Annotated in this window: 20 protein-coding genes; 19 read left to right on the top strand and 1 reads right to left on the bottom strand. The window is 64.2% G+C overall.

Annotated features, from left to right (window positions below):
* Nucleotides 1–6: 6 nt before the first annotated feature.
* The 12 genes from ACH49N_RS24290 to ACH49N_RS24235 all read left to right on the top strand — a co-directional run bounded on the left by ACH49N_RS24290 (nt 7) and on the right by ACH49N_RS24235 (nt 12,486).
* The gene (locus ACH49N_RS24290) at nt 7–1,200 is read left to right on the top strand and encodes an MCE family protein (protein ID WP_358275014.1); all 1,194 of its coding nucleotides are present in this window, start codon (nt 7–9) and stop codon (nt 1,198–1,200) included.
* Nucleotides 1,200–2,222: an MCE family protein gene (locus ACH49N_RS24285; protein WP_358275013.1), complete on the top strand. Its 1,023-nt coding sequence runs from the start codon at nt 1,200–1,202 to the stop codon at nt 2,220–2,222. Before ACH49N_RS24290 ends, ACH49N_RS24285 begins: the two co-directional genes overlap by 1 nt.
* Nucleotides 2,219–3,472, top strand: a complete 1,254-nt coding sequence (locus ACH49N_RS24280; protein ID WP_358275011.1) for an MCE family protein — start codon at nt 2,219–2,221, stop codon at nt 3,470–3,472. Before ACH49N_RS24285 ends, ACH49N_RS24280 begins: the two co-directional genes overlap by 4 nt.
* Nucleotides 3,469–4,758: an MCE family protein gene (locus tag ACH49N_RS24275; RefSeq protein ID WP_358275009.1), complete on the top strand. Its 1,290-nt coding sequence runs from the start codon at nt 3,469–3,471 to the stop codon at nt 4,756–4,758. Before ACH49N_RS24280 ends, ACH49N_RS24275 begins: the two co-directional genes overlap by 4 nt.
* Nucleotides 4,758–5,903 carry an MCE family protein gene (locus ACH49N_RS24270; protein WP_159928985.1) on the top strand — a complete coding sequence of 382 codons (1,146 nt, stop codon included), beginning with the start codon at nt 4,758–4,760 and terminating at the stop codon, nt 5,901–5,903. The genes ACH49N_RS24275 and ACH49N_RS24270 overlap by 1 nt, the downstream gene beginning before the upstream one ends.
* On the top strand, nt 5,900–7,321 hold the full coding sequence (locus tag ACH49N_RS24265; RefSeq protein WP_358275007.1) for an MlaD family protein: 1,422 nt from the start codon (nt 5,900–5,902) through the stop codon (nt 7,319–7,321). The genes ACH49N_RS24270 and ACH49N_RS24265 overlap by 4 nt, the downstream gene beginning before the upstream one ends.
* Entirely contained in the window at nt 7,321–7,998 is a 678-nt protein-coding gene (locus tag ACH49N_RS24260; RefSeq protein ID WP_358275005.1) for a hypothetical protein, read from the top strand. The genes ACH49N_RS24265 and ACH49N_RS24260 overlap by 1 nt, the downstream gene beginning before the upstream one ends.
* Entirely contained in the window at nt 7,995–8,744 is a 750-nt protein-coding gene (locus ACH49N_RS24255; RefSeq protein WP_159928988.1) for a hypothetical protein, read from the top strand. Before ACH49N_RS24260 ends, ACH49N_RS24255 begins: the two co-directional genes overlap by 4 nt.
* A gap of 33 nt (nt 8,745–8,777) precedes the next feature.
* Complete coding sequence (locus tag ACH49N_RS24250) at nt 8,778–9,572, top strand: hypothetical protein (RefSeq protein ID WP_358275004.1); 795 nt, start codon at nt 8,778–8,780, stop codon at nt 9,570–9,572.
* Nucleotides 9,569–10,549, top strand: a complete 981-nt coding sequence (locus ACH49N_RS24245; RefSeq protein ID WP_159928990.1) for an RDD family protein — start codon at nt 9,569–9,571, stop codon at nt 10,547–10,549. Before ACH49N_RS24250 ends, ACH49N_RS24245 begins: the two co-directional genes overlap by 4 nt.
* Before the next feature lie 71 nt (nt 10,550–10,620).
* Nucleotides 10,621–11,655 carry an ABC transporter ATP-binding protein gene (locus ACH49N_RS24240; RefSeq protein ID WP_005573104.1) on the top strand — a complete coding sequence of 345 codons (1,035 nt, stop codon included), beginning with the start codon at nt 10,621–10,623 and terminating at the stop codon, nt 11,653–11,655.
* Nucleotides 11,656–11,829: 174 nt separating this feature from the next.
* Nucleotides 11,830–12,486: a TetR/AcrR family transcriptional regulator gene (locus tag ACH49N_RS24235; RefSeq protein WP_358275002.1), complete on the top strand. Its 657-nt coding sequence runs from the start codon at nt 11,830–11,832 to the stop codon at nt 12,484–12,486.
* A gap of 55 nt (nt 12,487–12,541) precedes the next feature.
* Here ACH49N_RS24235 and ACH49N_RS24230 read toward each other — a convergent pair whose 3' ends face one another.
* On the bottom strand, nt 12,542–13,348 hold the full coding sequence (locus ACH49N_RS24230; protein WP_358275001.1) for a crotonase/enoyl-CoA hydratase family protein: 807 nt from the start codon (nt 13,346–13,348) through the stop codon (nt 12,542–12,544).
* A 266-nt stretch (nt 13,349–13,614) separates the two neighbouring features.
* On the opposite strand from ACH49N_RS24230, the gene ACH49N_RS24225 reads away from it, so the two are divergent.
* The 7 genes from ACH49N_RS24225 to ACH49N_RS24195 all read left to right on the top strand — a co-directional run bounded on the left by ACH49N_RS24225 (nt 13,615) and on the right by ACH49N_RS24195 (nt 18,068).
* Nucleotides 13,615–14,457 (top strand): hypothetical protein, encoded by an 843-nt coding sequence (locus ACH49N_RS24225; protein ID WP_358274999.1) that lies wholly within the window; start codon nt 13,615–13,617, stop codon nt 14,455–14,457.
* Between the two features lie 322 nt (nt 14,458–14,779).
* A complete protein-coding gene (locus ACH49N_RS24220; protein WP_358274997.1) occupies nt 14,780–15,031 on the top strand; it encodes a hypothetical protein in 252 nt (83 codons plus the stop codon).
* Nucleotides 14,989–15,861, top strand: coding sequence for a transposase (locus ACH49N_RS24215; protein WP_358274995.1), 873 nt, complete (start codon nt 14,989–14,991; stop codon nt 15,859–15,861). Before ACH49N_RS24220 ends, ACH49N_RS24215 begins: the two co-directional genes overlap by 43 nt.
* Complete coding sequence (locus ACH49N_RS24210) at nt 15,840–16,106, top strand: hypothetical protein (RefSeq protein WP_358274994.1); 267 nt, start codon at nt 15,840–15,842, stop codon at nt 16,104–16,106. The genes ACH49N_RS24215 and ACH49N_RS24210 overlap by 22 nt, the downstream gene beginning before the upstream one ends.
* A gap of 53 nt (nt 16,107–16,159) precedes the next feature.
* The gene (locus tag ACH49N_RS24205; RefSeq protein ID WP_358274992.1) at nt 16,160–16,444 is read left to right on the top strand and encodes a hypothetical protein; all 285 of its coding nucleotides are present in this window, start codon (nt 16,160–16,162) and stop codon (nt 16,442–16,444) included.
* Between the two features lie 167 nt (nt 16,445–16,611).
* Nucleotides 16,612–17,709: a transposase gene (locus tag ACH49N_RS24200; protein ID WP_358274990.1), complete on the top strand. Its 1,098-nt coding sequence runs from the start codon at nt 16,612–16,614 to the stop codon at nt 17,707–17,709.
* On the top strand, nt 17,706–18,068 hold the full coding sequence (locus ACH49N_RS24195) for a hypothetical protein (RefSeq protein ID WP_043793413.1): 363 nt from the start codon (nt 17,706–17,708) through the stop codon (nt 18,066–18,068). The genes ACH49N_RS24200 and ACH49N_RS24195 overlap by 4 nt, the downstream gene beginning before the upstream one ends.
* Nucleotides 18,069–18,381 lie beyond the last annotated feature (313 nt).

The following is an 18,381-nucleotide window of genomic DNA, read 5'->3' as shown; positions in this document are numbered from 1 at the left end:
GCGCTGATGGGAACACGCAACAAATCACACTACAAACAGCCACCGCTCCGGGTCGCCGGCGCCGCGATGCTGGTCGGCGTCGTCACGGCCCTGGTGCTGTGCATGCAGACATTCCGCGGGGCCTTCGAGGAAACCGTTCCGTTGACTGTCGTCGCCGAAAGGTCCGGCCTGGTGATGGAACCCGGGGCCAAGGTCCAACTCAATGGTGTCGAGATCGGCAGGGTCAAGGAAGTCCAGCAGGTGGCCGGTACCTCGCGGCTGAGCCTCGATATCGATTCGGCACGCTTCGACCTGCTCTCGGCCGACACCACCGCCGAGATCAAAGCGACGACGGCGTTCGGCGCCAAGTATGTCGCGCTGACCAGCGCCTCAGGGCAGGGTCAGCTCGCCGCGGGAAGTGAGGTCCGGTCGGGCAACGTCACGACGGAGATCAACACCGTATTCGAGAACTTGACGTCGGTGATGCACCACGTCGACCCGGCGAAGCTGAACTCGGCACTCGGCGCGGTCGCCGAGGGTCTGCGCGGCCGGGGGGAGCAGCTGGGCGACACCATGGTCAAGGCCGATTCGGTACTCGTCCGACTCAACCCGGTTCTGCCGCAACTGCAGAGCGATCTCCGTGACACGTCCACCGTCGTCAACACCTACGCCGATGTCGCGCCCACCCTGATGGACTTACTGAAATTTGCTTCCGCAACGTCGGATTCGGTCGTCGAGCGCGAGGAACAGCTCGATTCGACGCTGACCGCAGCGGTGAACTTCGGCAACGACGGCGCGGCGCTGACCAATGACCTCGAGCGCGGGCTGGTCGATTCCATGCGGCTACTGCTGCCGACATCAGGCCTTCTGTCCAAGTACAGCCCCGAAATCACCTGTCTACTCCAGCAATCGGTCGACACCCGCGACGTCTTGTCGAACTCGTTCGGTGACAATACCGGCTACTCTCTCGACCTCGATGTCGGGTTCCTTCCCGGCGACGACCCGTATCGCTACCCAGAGAACCTGCCGAAGGTCGAGGCATCCGGCGGTCCGGGCGGGCAACCGGGGTGCTATCCGATGATCACCAAAGACATGTACCCGTCGCCCGTGCTGGTCACCGACACCGGCGCATCGATCGCCGATGCGACCAGCCCCCGTCTGGGTTCTCCATTCTTCGTCGACTATCTGTTCGGGAATATCGTGGGAGGGCCTGCACGCTAATGAAAATCACTGGAACCATTGCACGTTTGGCCCTCTTCGCGGTGATCATGGTGCTCTTCACCGCCGCGGTCGTCGTGGTCTTCTCCCAGGTGCGGTTCGGCAGCGAACGCACCTACAAGGCCGCCTTCGCTGACGCATCCGGTTTGAAGTCGGACGAGTTCGTGCGGGTCGCCGGCGTCGAAGTCGGGAAGGTGAAGTCCGTCGAGATCGTCGACGAGGCCACCGCCCTGGTCGAGTTCTCGCTCACCAAGGCCGTGCCGTTCACCGAATCCACCAAGCTCGCCGTGCGGTACGAGAACCTCATCGGAGCCCACTACCTCGAACTGCTCGACAGCCCCGGGTCCAACACCACACAGCCCGAGGACTCGACCATCCCGGCAGATCGCACGATGGCCGCGCTGGATCTCGATGCCCTGATCAACGGCTTCCGGCCACTGTTCAAAGCACTGGACCCCGATCAGGTCAACAAGCTCTCGACCTCACTGGTGAATGTTCTGCAAGGACAGGGCGGAACGGTATCGGACTTCCTGAAACAATCCGGCGAACTGACCTCCGCACTGGCCGACCGTGATCAGCTGATCGGCTCGGTGATCGACAACCTCAACCGGCTCCTCGGCACGGTCGACGAACACAACAAACAGTTCGACGAAGGTATCGACAAACTGCAGCAAGTCATCAGTGGACTCTCCGAGCAGTCCGACCCGATCGGCGACGCCCTCGTCCGCGTCAACGACGCGTCCGCCTCCGTCGCCGACCTCCTGGTGAACGCCCGCCCGGCGATCAGGAACGACGTCACCGAGATCGGACGAGTCGCCGGCAACATCAATGCAGACAAGGACTACGTCAACTGGGCGCTCAATACGCTCCCCGATGCGTACGGTCGCCTCGCCCGACTCGGACTCTACGGCGACTTCTTCACGTTCTACCTCTGCGATGTCACATTGAAAGTCAATGGCCCTGACGGTAATCCCGCCCTCATCCCGATCATCGGACAGCGGGCAGGAAGGTGTACAGCACAGTGAGCCGAACACAGAAAACGAACACAGTACGCACCGGTCTGATCGGCGTCCTGGTGGTCGCGGCCCTGGTGCTGATCTCGGTCAACTTCGACCGCATCGCCTCCACGCTGAGCTCGTCGGTGACCTACACCGCATACGTCGGTGACACAGGCGGGCTCGAGACCGGCGACAAGGTGTTCCTCTCCGGCGTCCATGTCGGCGATGTCGAGGACATCGACCTCGACGGCGACAAGGTTCGGATCGCATTCAGTGTGGACGGCCCACCTCTGGGCGTGGACTCCGAGGTATCGATCAAGACACTGACCGTGCTGGGACGAAAGTTCCTGCAGGTCACGCCGAAGGGGGACAAGGCGCTCTCACCCGATCAGCCGATCCCGCTCGAGCACACCTCCACCCCCTATCTCCTGACCGATGCGCTCGGCGACCTGTCCACCACCGTGAGCAACTTGGACACCGACCAGGTCACCAACGCACTGGACACCCTCAGCCAAACCCTTGATCAGACCGCACCGAACCTCAGTGCCGCGCTCGACGGGGTCTCCCGGCTCTCGGACACCGTGGGCACCCGCGATCAGATGGTCAAGGACCTGTTCCACAACGCGGAATCACTGACCAAGGTCCTCGGCGGCCGCAGCGAACAGATCAACAAGCTGCTCCTCGACAGCAACACACTCTTCACCGCGCTCGATCAGCGCCGACAGGCGATCGACACGCTCCTGGTGAACCTGTCCGCCGTCACCGCTCAGGTGGCGTCGCTGGTCGATGACAACGAAGCCCAACTCCGGCCGGTACTCGATCAACTCAACAGTGTGACAGCACTTTTGAACGAACGTAAGGACGATGTGAAGAAGGCGATCCTGCCGGCAAGCCAATACATCACCTCGCTCGGTGAATCGGTGGCCTCCGGCCCGTTCTTCAAGGCCTACGTCATGAATCTGCTTCCCGGCCAGTTCCTGCAGCCCTTCATCGACGCCGCATTCCGGGAGCAAGGCGTCAACCCCGGCACGCTCAACGGGCAAAACCAGTTCCCGGTGACATGTGGACACAACGCGGCCCCGGGGCTGACCCCGCCCGGCCACACCACGCCGCTTCCCGATCCGAGCACCTGCCCCGTCCAACCCGGCGACCCCGCCGCTCCCGCTCCCGCAGCCGCTCCGGCCCAGCCCGGACCACCCGCACTGCCCGGCCTGCCTCAGCTGCCGCCACTACCGCAGCTACCTGGACTTCCGCCGCTACCCGGATTGGGAGGATGACCATGTTCGCGTCTTTGATGACACGCGGATCGACCCGACAGCGAACCATAATCCTGACCGTCGTCGTCCTACTCGTGGCCGGAACACTCGGCCTCGCATGGCGCGCGTATGACCGAGTCACCACGCGGTCCGCGGTCGCGTACTTCGAGAACACCAACGGCCTGTACGTCGGGGACAAGGTCAAGATCCTCGGCGTCGACGTCGGGGTGATCGATTCCATAGATCCCGACGGCGAGCGGATGCGGGTGGGGTTCCACTACGACGCCGACTACAAGGTCCCTCAGCAGGCCAAAGCGGCGGTACTGTCACAGAGTCTGATCTCCTCACGTGCGATCCAACTGACACCCGCGTACACCGGCGGCCCCGAACTGAGTGACGGCGGACAGATCCCGATCGAACGCACCGCTGTGCCAGTGGAATGGGACGACCTTCGGGAACAGCTGCAGCATCTCGCCGAATCGATCGGCCCGACCGAGGCCAACAAGGCCGGCTCTCTCGGCGACTTCGTCGACACGGCAGCCGAGTCGTTGGCCGGCAAGGGTGACGACATCAATTCGACCTTGACCAAGCTCTCCGATGCCATGTCGACGATGTCGGACGGCCGCGACGATCTCTTCGCCACCGTGCGCAACCTGCAGGCATTCATGACCGCACTCGCCGCCAGCGACGATCAAATCGTCGAGCTGAATCAGAACGTCGCCTCGGTGTCGTCGGTGCTCGACAACTCCGATCAGGAACTGGCGACCGCATTGCAGAACATCGATGCGATGACCAGCCGGCTGGGGCAGTTTGTGAAAGACAACCGCGACGGGCTCAGCAAATCGGTGAGCGACCTCGCCACCGTGACAACGTCGTTGAACGAGATTCGGCCCGACATCGAGCAACTTCTGCACGTCGGTCCGACGGCAATCCAGAACTTCTACAACATCTACGAACCCGCACACGGGTCCTTCACCGGCGCGCTGGCTGTCACCCAGCTTCAGAACCCGGTGCAGTTCATCTGCGGCGCAATCCAGGCGGCAAGCCAGCTGGGTGCGGCCGAGGCGGCGAAACTGTGTGTCCAACAGCTCGCACCGGTATTGCAGCTCGTGCAGATGAACTACCCACCGGTCGGAATCAACCCGGTGGCCGGCAAGCAGGTCAGACCCGAGCAGATCGACTACAGCGAAGAATGGCTGCGCGGTACGGTGCCTGCTCCCGCAGCTGTCGAGCCCGTCGGCGCACCCGCCGGACTGGCAGGGCTGCTCGGGATCCCGGCACCCGCGAACGCTGGAGGTGGGCGATAATGGCCAACAACAAATTCACCCGAGGTGCCATCGTGGCACTCGTCGGCGGATTCACCCTCACGGTGTCGGGTTGTGACTGGCAAGGCGCCAATTCCCTGCCACTGCCAGGAACCGCCGGTTCCGAAGACGGCTCGTACACCGTCAAGATCGAGATGCCGAACGTGACGTCGATCCAGCGGAACAGTCGGGTACGCGTCGGCGATGTCACGGTAGGCAACGTCGACGACGTGCAGCTCGCCGGATGGCACGCCGTCGTTACGGTCTCACTCGAGTCCGACGTCCACCTCCCCGGCAACGCGACAGCGAAGGTGGGGCAGACCAGTTTGCTCGGTTCGCTGCACATCGAACTGGCACCACCATTGACGGAACCACCCGCGGGCGAACTCCGCGACGGCGACACGATCCCGATCGACAACGCCAGCACCTATCCGACCACGGAACAGACACTCGCGTCGGTGTCGACCGTGCTGAACGGCGGCGGCCTCGCACAGATCCAGGAAATCAGTGGTGAACTCAACGCTGGGCTGTCCGGGCACGAGGGAGAAGTCCGTGACCTTCTCAATCAAGCCGATACGTTCAGCGGCAGTCTCAACGAACAGCGCGATGACATCATCACCGCCGCCGAAGGCCTCGATCGCCTTGCCTCGACCGTCGACCAGCAGAACGCCGTACTGGCCGGCGCGCTCGAACGCATCCCGCCCGCGCTGGCCATCCTTGACGAACAGCAGAGGAAGCTCACCGACACGGTGACCTCCGTCGGAAACTTCGCCGACTCGGCGAACCGGGTTGTCACGGCGAGCTCGGAAGACGTACAGGGCAACGTCCGTGAGCTCGAGCCGGTATTGCGCGAACTCGGCAACTCCGGTTCCGACCTCACCCAGGCACTGGGTCTGCTTCCCACGTATCCGTGGCCGCTGGAAAACATTCCGAAGTTCTTCAAGGGCGACGCCGGTAACCTCTCCGCCACCGTCGATCTCACCATGGGTCGCCTCGACCGAGGACTACTGCAGGGGACACCCCTCGAGGGGTCGCTCACCAATGCCGAAACCGCCCTTGGTCGTACGGAGGGTCGAATTCCGGCGGTCTCGACGAAGAACCCGCTGACGGCGGGACTCGACAACGTTGCGATGAGGGGTACCCGATGATTCTGTCGAAATTCGTCAAGATTCAGCTGATCATCTTCGCCGTCCTCACCGTGATTGCCCTGACCACGATGAGTGTCGTGTACATGCGGTTGCCCGCGCTGGTGGGCATCGGGCGCTACTCGGTCGCTGTCGAACTTCCGACGAGTGGTGGGCTGTACAGCAGCGCGAACGTCACCTATCGCGGGTCGACCATCGGTACCGTCACCGATGTCACCCCCACCGCCGGCGGGGCACGTGCAACGCTGAATCTCGATAGCTCGGTCCGCATTCCGGTCTCAGCCGAAGCCCAGGTGCACAGCAGGTCCGCGATCGGCGAACAGTACCTCGACTTCGTTCCCAGCTCGCTCGAGGGACCGTTCCTCGAGGATGGGGCGGTCGTACCAGCGAGCCAAGCGAGTGTGCCGCAAGACATCGGACCGATGATCGACACCCTCAACGCCAGCCTCACCTCGATCCCGCAGCAACAGCTGAGCGCACTGATCGACGAGACACACACCGCCTTCGAGGGGTCCGGCCCCTCACTGCAACGGATCCTCAACGGATCCGACCGGGTACTGGACCAGGCCTACACCGACGCCGACGCCACCACCACGTTGATCAACGACGCGGCACCATTTCTGGACTCCCAAAAGGTCAGCAGCCCCGCGATCCGCGAGTGGGTGGCCAACCTGGCGGGCACCGTCCAACAGGCCGACGCGAACGACCAGCACGTCCGGCACATCCTGGAAACCAGCCCCGCAGCGGCGAGTGAGGCCAGTGCACTTTTCCAGCAACTGCACCCCACCGCCCCACTGCTGGCGGCCAACCTGACCAGTCTCGGTCAGGTCGCGGTCACCTACAATCAATCGCTGGAACAGCTGCTGGTCCTGCTGCCCGCCAGCGTCAGCGCCCTCAAGACGATCAACGTCCCCGACCAGGGAACGTCCAACGGCGCATTCCTCGACTTCAACCTGAATCTGAACGCACCCCCGCCCTGCACAACCGGGTTCCTTCCCGCCTCGGAACGGCGCGACGGCTCTGCCGTCGACGCACCGACGCGCACATCCGACCCGATCTTCTGCGCGGTGCCGCAGGACTCGTCGGTCGCCGTGCGCGGCGCACGGAACCTGCCGTGCATGGACAACCCCGGCAAACGCGCCCCCACCGTCGAGATCTGCAAGAGCGACGAGCCGTACACCTCGTCGGGAACCAACCCCTGGGTAGGGGACCCGACACCGACCACCGGCAACTCCGCCGCCCCCGCGTCCCACACCCAGGAGCCGGCCGCCCCCCAGATCGGGTCGGCAAGTTACAACCCACGGTCCGGCCAGTATCAGGGCCGCGACGGCAGAACATACACGCAAACAGAGCTCAGCCGCACGGGATCTGCGCACGGTGAAACATCTCCCGTACAGGCGATTCTGACAGGAGGCCACTGATGCTCCGACGTAAATCCGACACCGTGTCGGATGTCGCCGCCGTCCGCGCCGCACTCGACGCACGGCAGGCTGCCGAGGCGGCCGTCGAAGCGGCCGAGGCAGCGGAAGCCGCGGCCGCCGCACAGGAAGCAGGCGATACCGGCGACGTACCAGCCGTCCGCCACGATCCGCGGCGCCGCAGGCCAGGTGCCCGCCGATGGAACACCCTCGCGACGGCGCTGTTCGCGGTCGTTCTGGTGGGCTTGTTGGTGGCCGCGGGGGCCCTCGCACACGCCCACCAGGACAGCCAGGACGCCCGCGATCAGGATCTGGCCATGCTCGGCGCTGCCCGGCAGTCAGTCCTCAACCTGATCTCCCCGAGCTCGCAGGATCCCGCGGCCGGCGCGGATCGCATCATCAACGACGCGACCGGATCGTGGCTCACCGAGTTCGAAGGCACAAAAGATCAGTTCGTCTCCGCCATCGCCGAGTCGAAGACCGAGTCGAGCGGCGAAATTCTCGGTGCCGGCATCGAGGGCCGAAACGACGACGGCAGCACGACCGTCCTGGTATCGGCGGTGTCGAAGGTAAGCAACGCCGCCGGCGCCAAGGACGAGCCACGAACCTGGCGTCTACGAGTCGGCATCGTCGATGTCGACGGGTCCTACAAACTGTCAAAAGTGGAGGTCGTGCCATGACCTGTGAACTCGAGAACAAACATGCCGCAGCGGAACCGACACAGGAACCGCGCGCCGCGGCCGCACCGAAGCCGGCCACCGCCAGGCAAGCCGTATTCCTCAGATGCGGACTCACCGCGGTCGCACTCGGCGCCGTCGTGGCCACCGGCGCAGTTCTCGAGTTCCCCCTCTGGTTCATCGTTGCGGGCACACTCGTTGTCCTCGTCACCGGCGCTCTGACCTACCGCAGTGAGGCCGCGTTCGCCCACTCCCTGACCATCCGAGGGCGGCGCACGCGCACACTGGTTGCGGTGGCGCTCCTGGCCTCTTCGACGGCAACCTTCGCCGCCGTGGCACACCTGCACCTCACCGTCTCCGGCGAACACACCGAACGGACACGGGCCGCTGTTGCCGAGAAGGCCGGTGAACTGACCGCAGGGGTGCTGACCTACAAGGCGCCCACCGTCGAGGACGACGTCGCCCAGGCCAAAAGTCATCTGACCGGCGAATTCTTGGAGTCGTACACAAAGCTGACCACCGAGACCATAATCCCGCAGGCGAAGCAAGGTCAGGTCGAGACGCATTGGGAAGCGAGCGGAACGTCGGTGGTTTCAGCAGACTCCGACTCCGCGGTGGTACTCGTCTTCCTCCGCGGCACCACGGCCAGCGCCGCGAAACCGGATCCGACGTACCTCTTCAGCAGTGTACGAGTCCGGCTGGAGGCATCCGGCGATCAGTGGCTCATCTCCCGACTCGAGCCCCTGTGAGATGCCCGTGCTGAAACGTCCAAGGAGGCTGGGATGACGAAAACATCCACCAACACGTCACGATCGCGGATCGACGACGACACCACGACCCTGCGCGCTCGCGCAATCGAAGCCCGCGCGGCCGCGGAGGCCGCACTCGCTGCCGCCGAGCGCGCCGCGAAAGCGGCAGAACCACGTCCGCCGGACGATTCCCCAGACCCGGCTGCCGACGAGCAGCCGCAGCGTCCGGCAAGACGGCGTGGTGCGTCGCAAGGGCGCCGGGATACAACGATCTACCGCGCCGCGGTCGCGTTCCTCATTGTGACCTCCCTCGCCGGATCCGCCTCCGGTATCAAGGCATGGTGGGATCACCGCGAGGTCGAACAACGCGATTCGGCGGACCAGGCCCTGATGCATTTCGCTGAAGACGCAGTTGTGCAGCTTATCTCGACGAGCAAAGACGATCCCGACGCCTACGTGCAACGCATCCTCGATAACGCAGCCGGCCAGTGGCACGACGACTTCGACGCCCGCAAACAGACCGTTCTCGACACCATGAAAGCAGCGGGCAACGTCACCGTCGGCCATGCCGTCGAATCCGGCATCGAGCGACGAAATGACGACGGCAGCACCACTGTTCTGGTGGCTGCGTCGGCGGACGGCAACGTACCGCTCGCCGGGCCCGGTTCCGCTGACCCCGCCACTGGAGCGGCGGGAGATCAGGCCCAGCCGTCGGGCGGTGATCCCGGTATGACGGCGACGATCGAGCCACAGGAGTACCAGCTGCGCGTGGACGTTGTCGACGTCGACGGGCAACTCAAATTGTCGAAGGTGGGATTCGTCCAATGACGACACTGAACATCGATACCCAGGTGAAAGAAGAGAACGCAGAACCCGAGCGCGACAGCGCGGGGGAGCAGGGAGCATCTCTTGTGCGCCGCGCCCGGGCACTGGCAGTCGACATGTGCCCGCCACTCGCCGCGGCGGCATCTGCAGGGGTGCTGTCCCAAATTCTGGCGGGGCAGGTATGGGCCGTCCTGTGTTGGGGCATCGTGGCCGTGTCCGGGCTCTTCATCGTCGCCAACAGCATCATCTGCCAGGGGCGCACCGGGCGAACCGCCGGCAAGTACCTCGAGGGCCTCCGCACTGTATCCACCACCGCGGGAGCTCCGATCGGCATCGTCCGTGCAACGATCCGGGTAGGGTGCCTGCCCGTCGACGGGATCTTGTTCCTCATCGGGCGGTTCTGGCCCCTCCATCGGGGACAGCGGCGCACATACGCCGACAACATCGCCGGATCAGTGGTCAGGACCTCCGATACGGAGGGGCCGACCCATGGTCGGCGCCGACTCGGCATGACCGCCGCAGCGATGATCCCGCTCGGTGCAATCCTCGTCCTCGTCCTCGTCCAATTCTTCGTCCAACGCGCCGGCGACCAGGACGTCGTGGCAGCGCACGGGTCCGTGACGCAGGTCGCTTCCGACGGCGCCGTAGCGCTGTTGTCGTACAAGCCCGACACCGTCGATCAGGATCTGGACGCCGCACGCGGCGTGCTGACCGGCGATTTCCTCGAAACATACACAAAGCTGGCGAAAGATGTGGTCGCGCCGACGGCAAAAGACAAGCAGGTAACGATGCAGGCGTCCGCAGCAGGCTCTGCGGTCGAATCGGTGTCCGCAGACCAAGCATCGGTTCTCGTCTACATCAATCAGAGCACCACGACGGCAAGCAGTCCCGAAACGACGCAGTCACAGAATGCAATTCGGGTCGGACTTACCCGCGTCGACGAGACCTGGTTGATCAGCCGATTCGAGCCGTTGTTCTGACCAATACTGCAGCGGATAGTGGCCACCGCTGCGTAGCACCAACTCCCTAGGCCGTGAGAGTGAGGAAAACAATGGGTGTCGAGGTAGCGGTCACCAATCTGACGAAATCCTTCGGATCGCAGAAGATTTGGCAGGACGTGTCGCTGACGCTTCCGCCCGGCGAGGTCAGCGCGCTGCTGGGCCCGTCGGGTACCGGTAAGTCGGTCTTCCTGAAGTCGCTGATCGGTCTGCTCCGCCCGGAGCAAGGATCGATCGTGATCGACGGTACCGACATCCTGGAGTGCTCGACCAAGGAGCTCTACGAGATCCGCAAGCTGTTCGGCGTGCTGTTCCAGGACGGTGCCCTGTTCGGGTCGATGAACCTCTACGACAACGTCGCCTTCCCGCTGCGCGAGCACACCAAGAAGAGCGAATCCGAGATCCGCAAGATCGTCATGGAAAAGCTCGAACTGACCGGACTGATCGGCGCCGAAACGAAACTGCCCGGCGAAATCTCCGGAGGCATGCGCAAGCGCGCCGGCCTGGCCCGGGCCCTCGTACTGGACCCGCAGATCATCCTGGTCGACGAGCCGGACTCCGGCCTGGACCCGGTCCGCACCACCTACATCTCCCAGACGTTGATCGACATCAACGCCGAGATCGATGCGACGATCCTGATCGTCTCGCACAACATCAACCTCGCCCGCACGGTGCCGGACAACATCGGCATGCTCTTCCGCCGCCAACTGGTGATGTTCGGGCCCCGTGAGGTGCTACTCACCAGCGAGGAACCGGTGGTCAAGCAGTTCCTCAACGGCACCATGATCGGCCCGATCGGCATGTCCGAGGAGAAGGACGACGCGCAGATGGCCGCAGAGCAGGCCATGGTCGACGCCGGTCACCACGCCGGTGGTGTCGACGACGTCGAGGGCATCGTCCCGCAGATGAAGGCCACCCCCGGCATGCCATTCCGCCAAGCCGTCGCCCGCAGGCAAGAAAGGGTGCGCGAGATCATGGACACCCTGCCCTTCAGTGCCCAGCTCGCGATCCAGGAAAGCTTCGAATCAACCGCACTGACAGAAGAATTTCCGGCCGTCATCACGGACGAGATGTACGCGGTCGACTAGCGCGGACCGACCCGATCACCCACGAAGAAGAGAGATAACATGATCATCGACCTGGTTGACCCGATCCAGAACCTCGTCACCGCGATTGCATGGTTACTCGTCAGAGGTCACCTCCCCCCACTGTAGGAAACCGCGACAGCCCAGATCGACGGACGAGCGACACAGGCAGGACCGATGGCTTCACGGCGACGAGTACCGTCAGCAATAGTCGACGAGGCAACAGCGGTACTCGACGAACCGGATTGGCGATATGTGGCGGAACCAGCATTGTCACCCATTCTCCGCGGAGCCCTGGACGCCTTCCACGAAAACGGGTTTCACGGAACGACGGTGCGAGAGATATCTCAACGCGCAGGCGTGACGATGCCCACGCTGTACTACCATCACGGGAACAAGGAAGGCATCTTCACGGCTCTGCTGGAGTGTGCGACCAAGGACGTCCTCTCCCGCGCGTACGCCGCGCGGGACGAGGGCGGGGACAAGCCGGAGGTCCGACTGCCCTATGTGGTCGAATCGATACTCCTCGAAACCCTCATCAGCCCCCGGATGGTGGCGTTGGAGCCGGATATTCGGTTCCTCAGCGCACCGAATCGCGACCGCTTCGAGCGTGTGCGAACGGGGATCGAACGTCTGCTCCTCGGGATCGTGCGAGAGGGGCGCAGGCGCGGGCTATTCACCGTCGCGGATCCCGTGCTCACCACAAGGGCATTGCTCGACATGTGTGATGCCATTCCCGGCTGGTATGTCGAGTGTCCGCCCAAACCCCATGCCGTCGCGCAGAAATATGGTGCCATTGCATTGAACGCGGTGGGCTATCGGGCGGACACCTAGATCGGGGCTCCTCCAGTACGTCCGAAGCGCCGATCACGCTTCAATAGAACGTGATTCATGCCGGGTCGGTGAACGTGGGGGCGCGCCCTGAGACGCCCGCAGCGACAGCGGCGACCTGGTTCGGTGTACCCAACAGTCCCAATTGAAGCCCGGACTCCAGGGCCAGCGCATCCGCCGTGTCACCGCCACTCCAGGTCTCATCGTAGAGCCGCTTGGCCGCCCGGATCGCATCCGGCGACTTCCCGGCGACCTCATCAGCCAATTCGAGTGCTGCACTGAGCGGGTCCTCCGACGTCCGAGTGACCAACCCCAACGAACTCGCCTCCAAGCCCGAGACGATACGGCCGGTAAAAGTGAGTTCCTTCGCCACGTCGATGCGCATAACACGTGGTAGGGACTGAGTGATAGCCATGTCCGGCACCAGTCCCCACTTGACCTCCATCAGGGACAACCGGGCGTCAGGCGCAGCGATTCGAATGTCAGCGCCGAGCGCGATCTGCATACCGCCACCGAAGCAGCTTCCCGTGATCGCGGCGATCACCGGCACAGGAACTCCCGACCAGTCATACGCCGCACGCTGGGCGAAATTAGCAAGTCGCCCATCCTCCCGGACGAACAGGGCGTCGATGCCTCCCGCTGAATCAGCAAGAAAACTCGAAATATCCAAACCCGAACAAAAGCTGCGCCCCTCGCCATGAAGCACAACCGCTCTCACCGTGCGATCTGTCGCGAGGTGATCCGCGGCCTCGAGCAAACCCTCGAACATAGCCTTGTCCAACGCATTGTGCTTGTCGGCACGGACCATCGTGACAATCGCTACACCGCTGTCGCTCACACGGAGACGAATTCGTGTATCACTCATGGTGGTTGACTCTAACTCCGGGACTGCTCGACCCGAAAGCCGATCCCGGGCGAAGCGTTCCTCGACCCTCAATTCTCGTCCCTCCCGGTCGAGTCCCCCGGCATTGGGCCTTCCCACGGCGACCAACGCCTACCCCCAAAGTGTGATTCCCGTACCCCCCCGGGGAGATGCGCGACATCGCGTTGCCGACCTAGCCTCAAAGGATCGTTGGCCCATACCGAACAGGCAGTGGCGGTTCGTACAAAGATGTTGGACTAGGAGCAGCTATGGGGCGCATGCCATCCGAGGTCATGCAGCATGAACTCGACATGATTTGGCAGAGTATCTTCACCTGGCTGAGTTGGGCCATAGTCGCCATAATGCTGGCCATCGCCTTCCGAATGTGCGTCCGGCAGCGGACGCCCTTCTATCTGCTGGCATGTCTGGCGGCCGGTATCGCGGCCTTCGCCGAACCGCTCTACGATGTAGCTTTCGACCTCTGGTTCTACGACGTCCACAACGGCGAGCCGGGAGCGATGTACTCCCACTTCACTGCGTTCGGCGTCGTTCAGCCGAACTGGACACATAGCGGCTACATCATCCTGTACGCGAGCGCCTGCCTCTACGCGGGCCGCCGCATGTACGAGGGGAGCCTGCGACGCAAGCATCTGTTCCTGATCTGGGGTGCCGAGATCATCACCTCGTGCGTATTCGAGATCATCGGTACCGGCACGAATGTCTATACCTATTACGGCCCGTACGAACTGCGGATCTGGAACTATCCGTTGGTCATCGGCGTACTCGAGGGAACCCAGGTTGTGCTGTTCACCGTGCTGGCGGTGCAGCTCTGGCGGCGAGTGTCCACCAAGTGGGGCCTCATCGGCCTCTTAGCGGTCTTCCCCGTCACAATGTTCGGTGCGAACTTCGGCCTAGGCGCTCCAATCATCATCGCGCTGCATCTCGACGAGGCCGAAATATCTGCCGGAATAGTATGGGCAGCAACGGTACTCACCATGACGCTGTGCACCCTGGCGGTGAACGGCGCGAGCAAATTCATGCCCCGGCCGACCGGTACCCCCGAGCCGGATCGCGCGCCGGCGCCGAAGGCAGACGCGGTCGCGGCCGCCTGAGGCGGAGGAACCACATTGTGCCGGGGAGCGTCCGCGACAGGCGGAATTGAGCAAGCCGTCCTGTGTCGTACTCGCCTGTATACTTTGGTATCACTGGTTCGCAGGCCTGTGCCGACGATGCGCTCAAGGTCCTCATCCTTGTGGCTGGCGGCGGCCATGCATGAGGTCCACAATGCAGGACTCCCAACGGCTCCAGCCATGCACGTAGTATTGCGACACCGAAGAAGTGGCGTCCGGTCGTACCGTTCGAACGAGAGCATTCTCTATAGGCGGCGTCGAAGCCGACAGTTTGTGTGAAGCGTGGCCCCGAAGGGAGCGTCTCGTGTGGGCAATTCGGTGGACACCGGTCCCGGCGGTCGTGAGCGTGGTTCTGGTTACAGCTGCTGGAACTGCGGTGGGCGAGATGCCGGCACCGTCCGAGGACCCGTTCTACCAGGCTCCGGTCGGCTACGAGTCGCAGCCTGACGGGACGATCCTGCGGTCGCGGCCGGTGTCCGCGACGGCGCTGAGTGTGCCGCTCCCGGTCGATTCGTGGCAGCTGCTGTACAAGTCGCTCGATTCGCGATGGCGTTGATTCTGGCCCGCACCGTGGCCCCGGCGTCGAAGCTGGCGACCATCTCCTGGTGGCCCGACACCACCCTCGCCTGCGACCTCGGCGTCACCGACGCCGGCACCGACGAGGTCTACGCGGTGATGGACTGGCTGACAGGTCGTCAGACCGCCATCGAAAAGAAGCTGGCCACGCGGCACCTGGACCCAAAGGTCAACCCCTCACGGATGGCGATGTTCGGCCTGTCCTCATCCTGGGTGACCGGTCGACACTGCGAACTCGCCGCCCGCGGATACTCCCGAGACGGCAAAAAGAGTTGCGAACAAATCGAATACGGCCTCCTCACCGACCCCGAAGGCCGACCGGTCGCGATCCGGGTACTCCCCGGCAACACCGCCGACCCCACCGCCTTCACCCACGCGGTGACCGCGGTGAAAGACACCTTCGGCCTCGAGAACATACTGATGGTCGGCGACCGCGGGATGATCACCTCCGCCCGCATCACCGCCCTGGCCGAACTCGGCGGCATCGGCTGGCTCACCGCACTGCGGGCACCGCAGATCGCCGCACTCGCCGCCGATACCGGGCCGCTGCAGAGGTTGCTGTTCGAGAGCAGAACTTCGCCGAGATCTCACACCCCGACTACCCCGGGGAACGACTGGTCGCGTGCCGCAACCCGCTCCTCGCCGCCGAACGCGCCCGCAAACGCGGCGAACTACTCACCGCGACCGAGGCGGAACTCGCACCGATCATCGCCGCCGTGGCGGCCGGTCGCTGCCGCGGCGCGGACAAGATCGGTATCCGGGTCGGGAAGGTCCTCGGCAAATTCAAGATGGGCAAACACTTCGACCTGACCGTCACCGACACCAGCCTCACCGCCACCCGCAACCCCGGGCGGATCGACGCCGAAGCGGCCCTGGACGGTCTCTACGTGATCCGGACCACCGCCACCCCGCACGAACTCGACACCCCAGGGGTGATCACGGCGTACAAGAACCTGGCCCGCGTCGAACGAGACTTCCGCAGCCTCAAGACAATCGACCTGGACCTGCGGCCCATCCACCACCGCCGCGAAAACCGAGTCAAGCGCACGTCCTGATCTGCCTCCTCGCCGCCTACCTGACCTGGCATCTGCGTAGCACGTTGGCGCCGTTGACCTTCACTGGCGAGAACCCCCCACAACGGCGCGAGGACCCCGTCGCCCCGGCCACCATCTCCGCGGCCGCGAAGGCGAAGACAGCCCGCCGCACCACCGCCGCCGATGATCTGCCCGTGCACTCCTACCAGGGACTGCTCGCACATTTGTCGACACTGACCAGAAACGACCTCCGCTACGGCGACGACGGACCGGTCATCGCGACCCTGGCCGAACCCACCCCGACGCAACGACGAGCGTTCGATCTCGTCGGCGCCCCGATCCCAGTGACCCTGACCTGAGGGCGCCGTCGACAGAACAAACCCATCCACCAAATGCCAAAAAGTCAGGTCAACCCATAAAACTCTCCGCAGACACCACCGCAACTTCGGTTAAGGGTGTCTGTGTTTCTGGTGGGGTTGTCGGCGTGTCTGCGTGATTCCGAGCCGAAACGTGAGAAGCATCGGCGATGGACTCGCAATCCTCACCGATGCTTCAGGCCCTGACCCTACCTGCCTCGTGGCGGATATTGCTGGAAACGCTGCGCGCGGTGTTCGCTCGGTCGTCGACGTTCGGGCTGTTCGTGCTGCTGGCCACCGGCCTGGTCGCACGTACCGCGCGGCGCACGGTGGTCGGCATGCTCGCCGGCGCCGGGATGGCCGCGCTGGTGTCGTTCCACTCGGCGTGCCGGTTCTTCTCCCATCATGTCTGTGATCCGGATCGGCTCGGGCTCGCGGTCGCGCGGTTGGTCGTCGATCGGTTGCTGCCCACCGACGCGTCGATCACCGTCGCGGTGGGCGACACCCTCTTCCGCCGCTGGGGCCGCAGGGTCCATCACGCGTTCTGGACCCATGACGGCGCCGCCCAGGGACCGGCCAAGCTCGGCCGTGGCAATCGGTGGATCATCGCCGGGATCGTGGTGGAACTGCCGTTCCACGCTCACCCGGTGTGCCTGCCGATCCTGTTCCGCCTCTGGGCCGGCAATGGCACCGCGTCCGCGGTCGAGTTGGCCGGGAAGATGCTCAGCGTGCTTGCGGAAGCGTTCCCGGACAGGCATATCCACGCTGTCGGCGACGCCGCCTACCACGGCAGAGCGCTGCTGGTTGCGGGCACCACGATCACCACCCGGCTCCCCACCAACGCCGCCCTCTACGCCCCGGCGCCGCCGCGCACCGGACGGCGCGGTCGGCCCGCCAAGAAGGGAGACCGGCTCGGCGGGCTCGCCGACCTGGCCGCGGCCGCGACCTGGCGCACCGTCACCGTGCACCGCTACGGGCGCACCGACACCGTCGAGGTCGCGGCGGGCGACTGCCTGTGCTACGGCGCGTTCGGAGACGCGGCGGGCCGGCTGGTGCTGGTCCGCGAACCGGGCACCGGCACCGGCTACGACCTCGCCCTGTTCACCACCGACACCGGCACCGGCACGGCACCGGCACCGGCACCGGGCGCATCGTGGAACGCTACGCCGACCGGTGGAGCATTCGGTAACCAGATCGCCGCGGTCGGGATGGTCGTGGCGGTGGTCGCCACCCTGATCCCTGCAGCGCCGGGCCCGCCGCACAGATGAACGAGGGCAAGACGACGGTCATCGAACCGGCCAACGCCACCGCCAAACAACTGCTTGGCGTCGGCCAGGCCCGTAATCGGGTTCCCCGCGCCGTGGAACGCACCGTGCCGTTCGGGTTCCTCGTCCAGACCCTCGTCATCGTCTGGTACGCCACCTGCGGCTACCACCGGGACGACCTCGTCGGCCGCCTCGCCGCCGAACCCTGGTACCCCGGCAAGACCGAACCCGCCTTCGAGGACATGCTCGCCAAGCTCCGCCGCACCCTCATCGCCGCCCGATTTTCCGCTACTGATCCCAGATCAGCTCGACCCAACATAATCCGCGACTACGAACTGGCCTGCGCCGCAGCCGCCGCATAACCGCGAAAGTCGAGTCGAGTGCGAACCCTCGGAATTGCCACTCACACGCGTATCAGTATGAATCCTGTTGTCGTTAGTGACTTTCTTGACGACTGTCAGCGGAAGCCGCCAGTTGCACCTTGCAATCAATTCGTCGAAGAGTAACCCAGCGTGAGGTATCAGTAGTCAATCGTGCGCGTATTCGGCGAACCTGCGGGGGTGAACGTATGTCGGCCGGTCTCGCCATAACAGATGACCACGGTTGGGTCACCGAGCAAACACTGCCGCACTCGCTCTGGAGACCTGATCCGGTTGCGGCTGAGCAATTGGGGCG

This window comes from Rhodococcus sp. NPDC019647, assembly GCF_044389235.1.
Taxonomy (GTDB): Bacteria; Actinomycetota; Actinomycetes; order Mycobacteriales; family Mycobacteriaceae; genus Rhodococcus_F; species Rhodococcus_F oxybenzonivorans.
The sequence above is the reverse complement of the archived record's forward strand: the minus strand, read 5'-3'. Positions and strand labels throughout refer to the sequence as shown.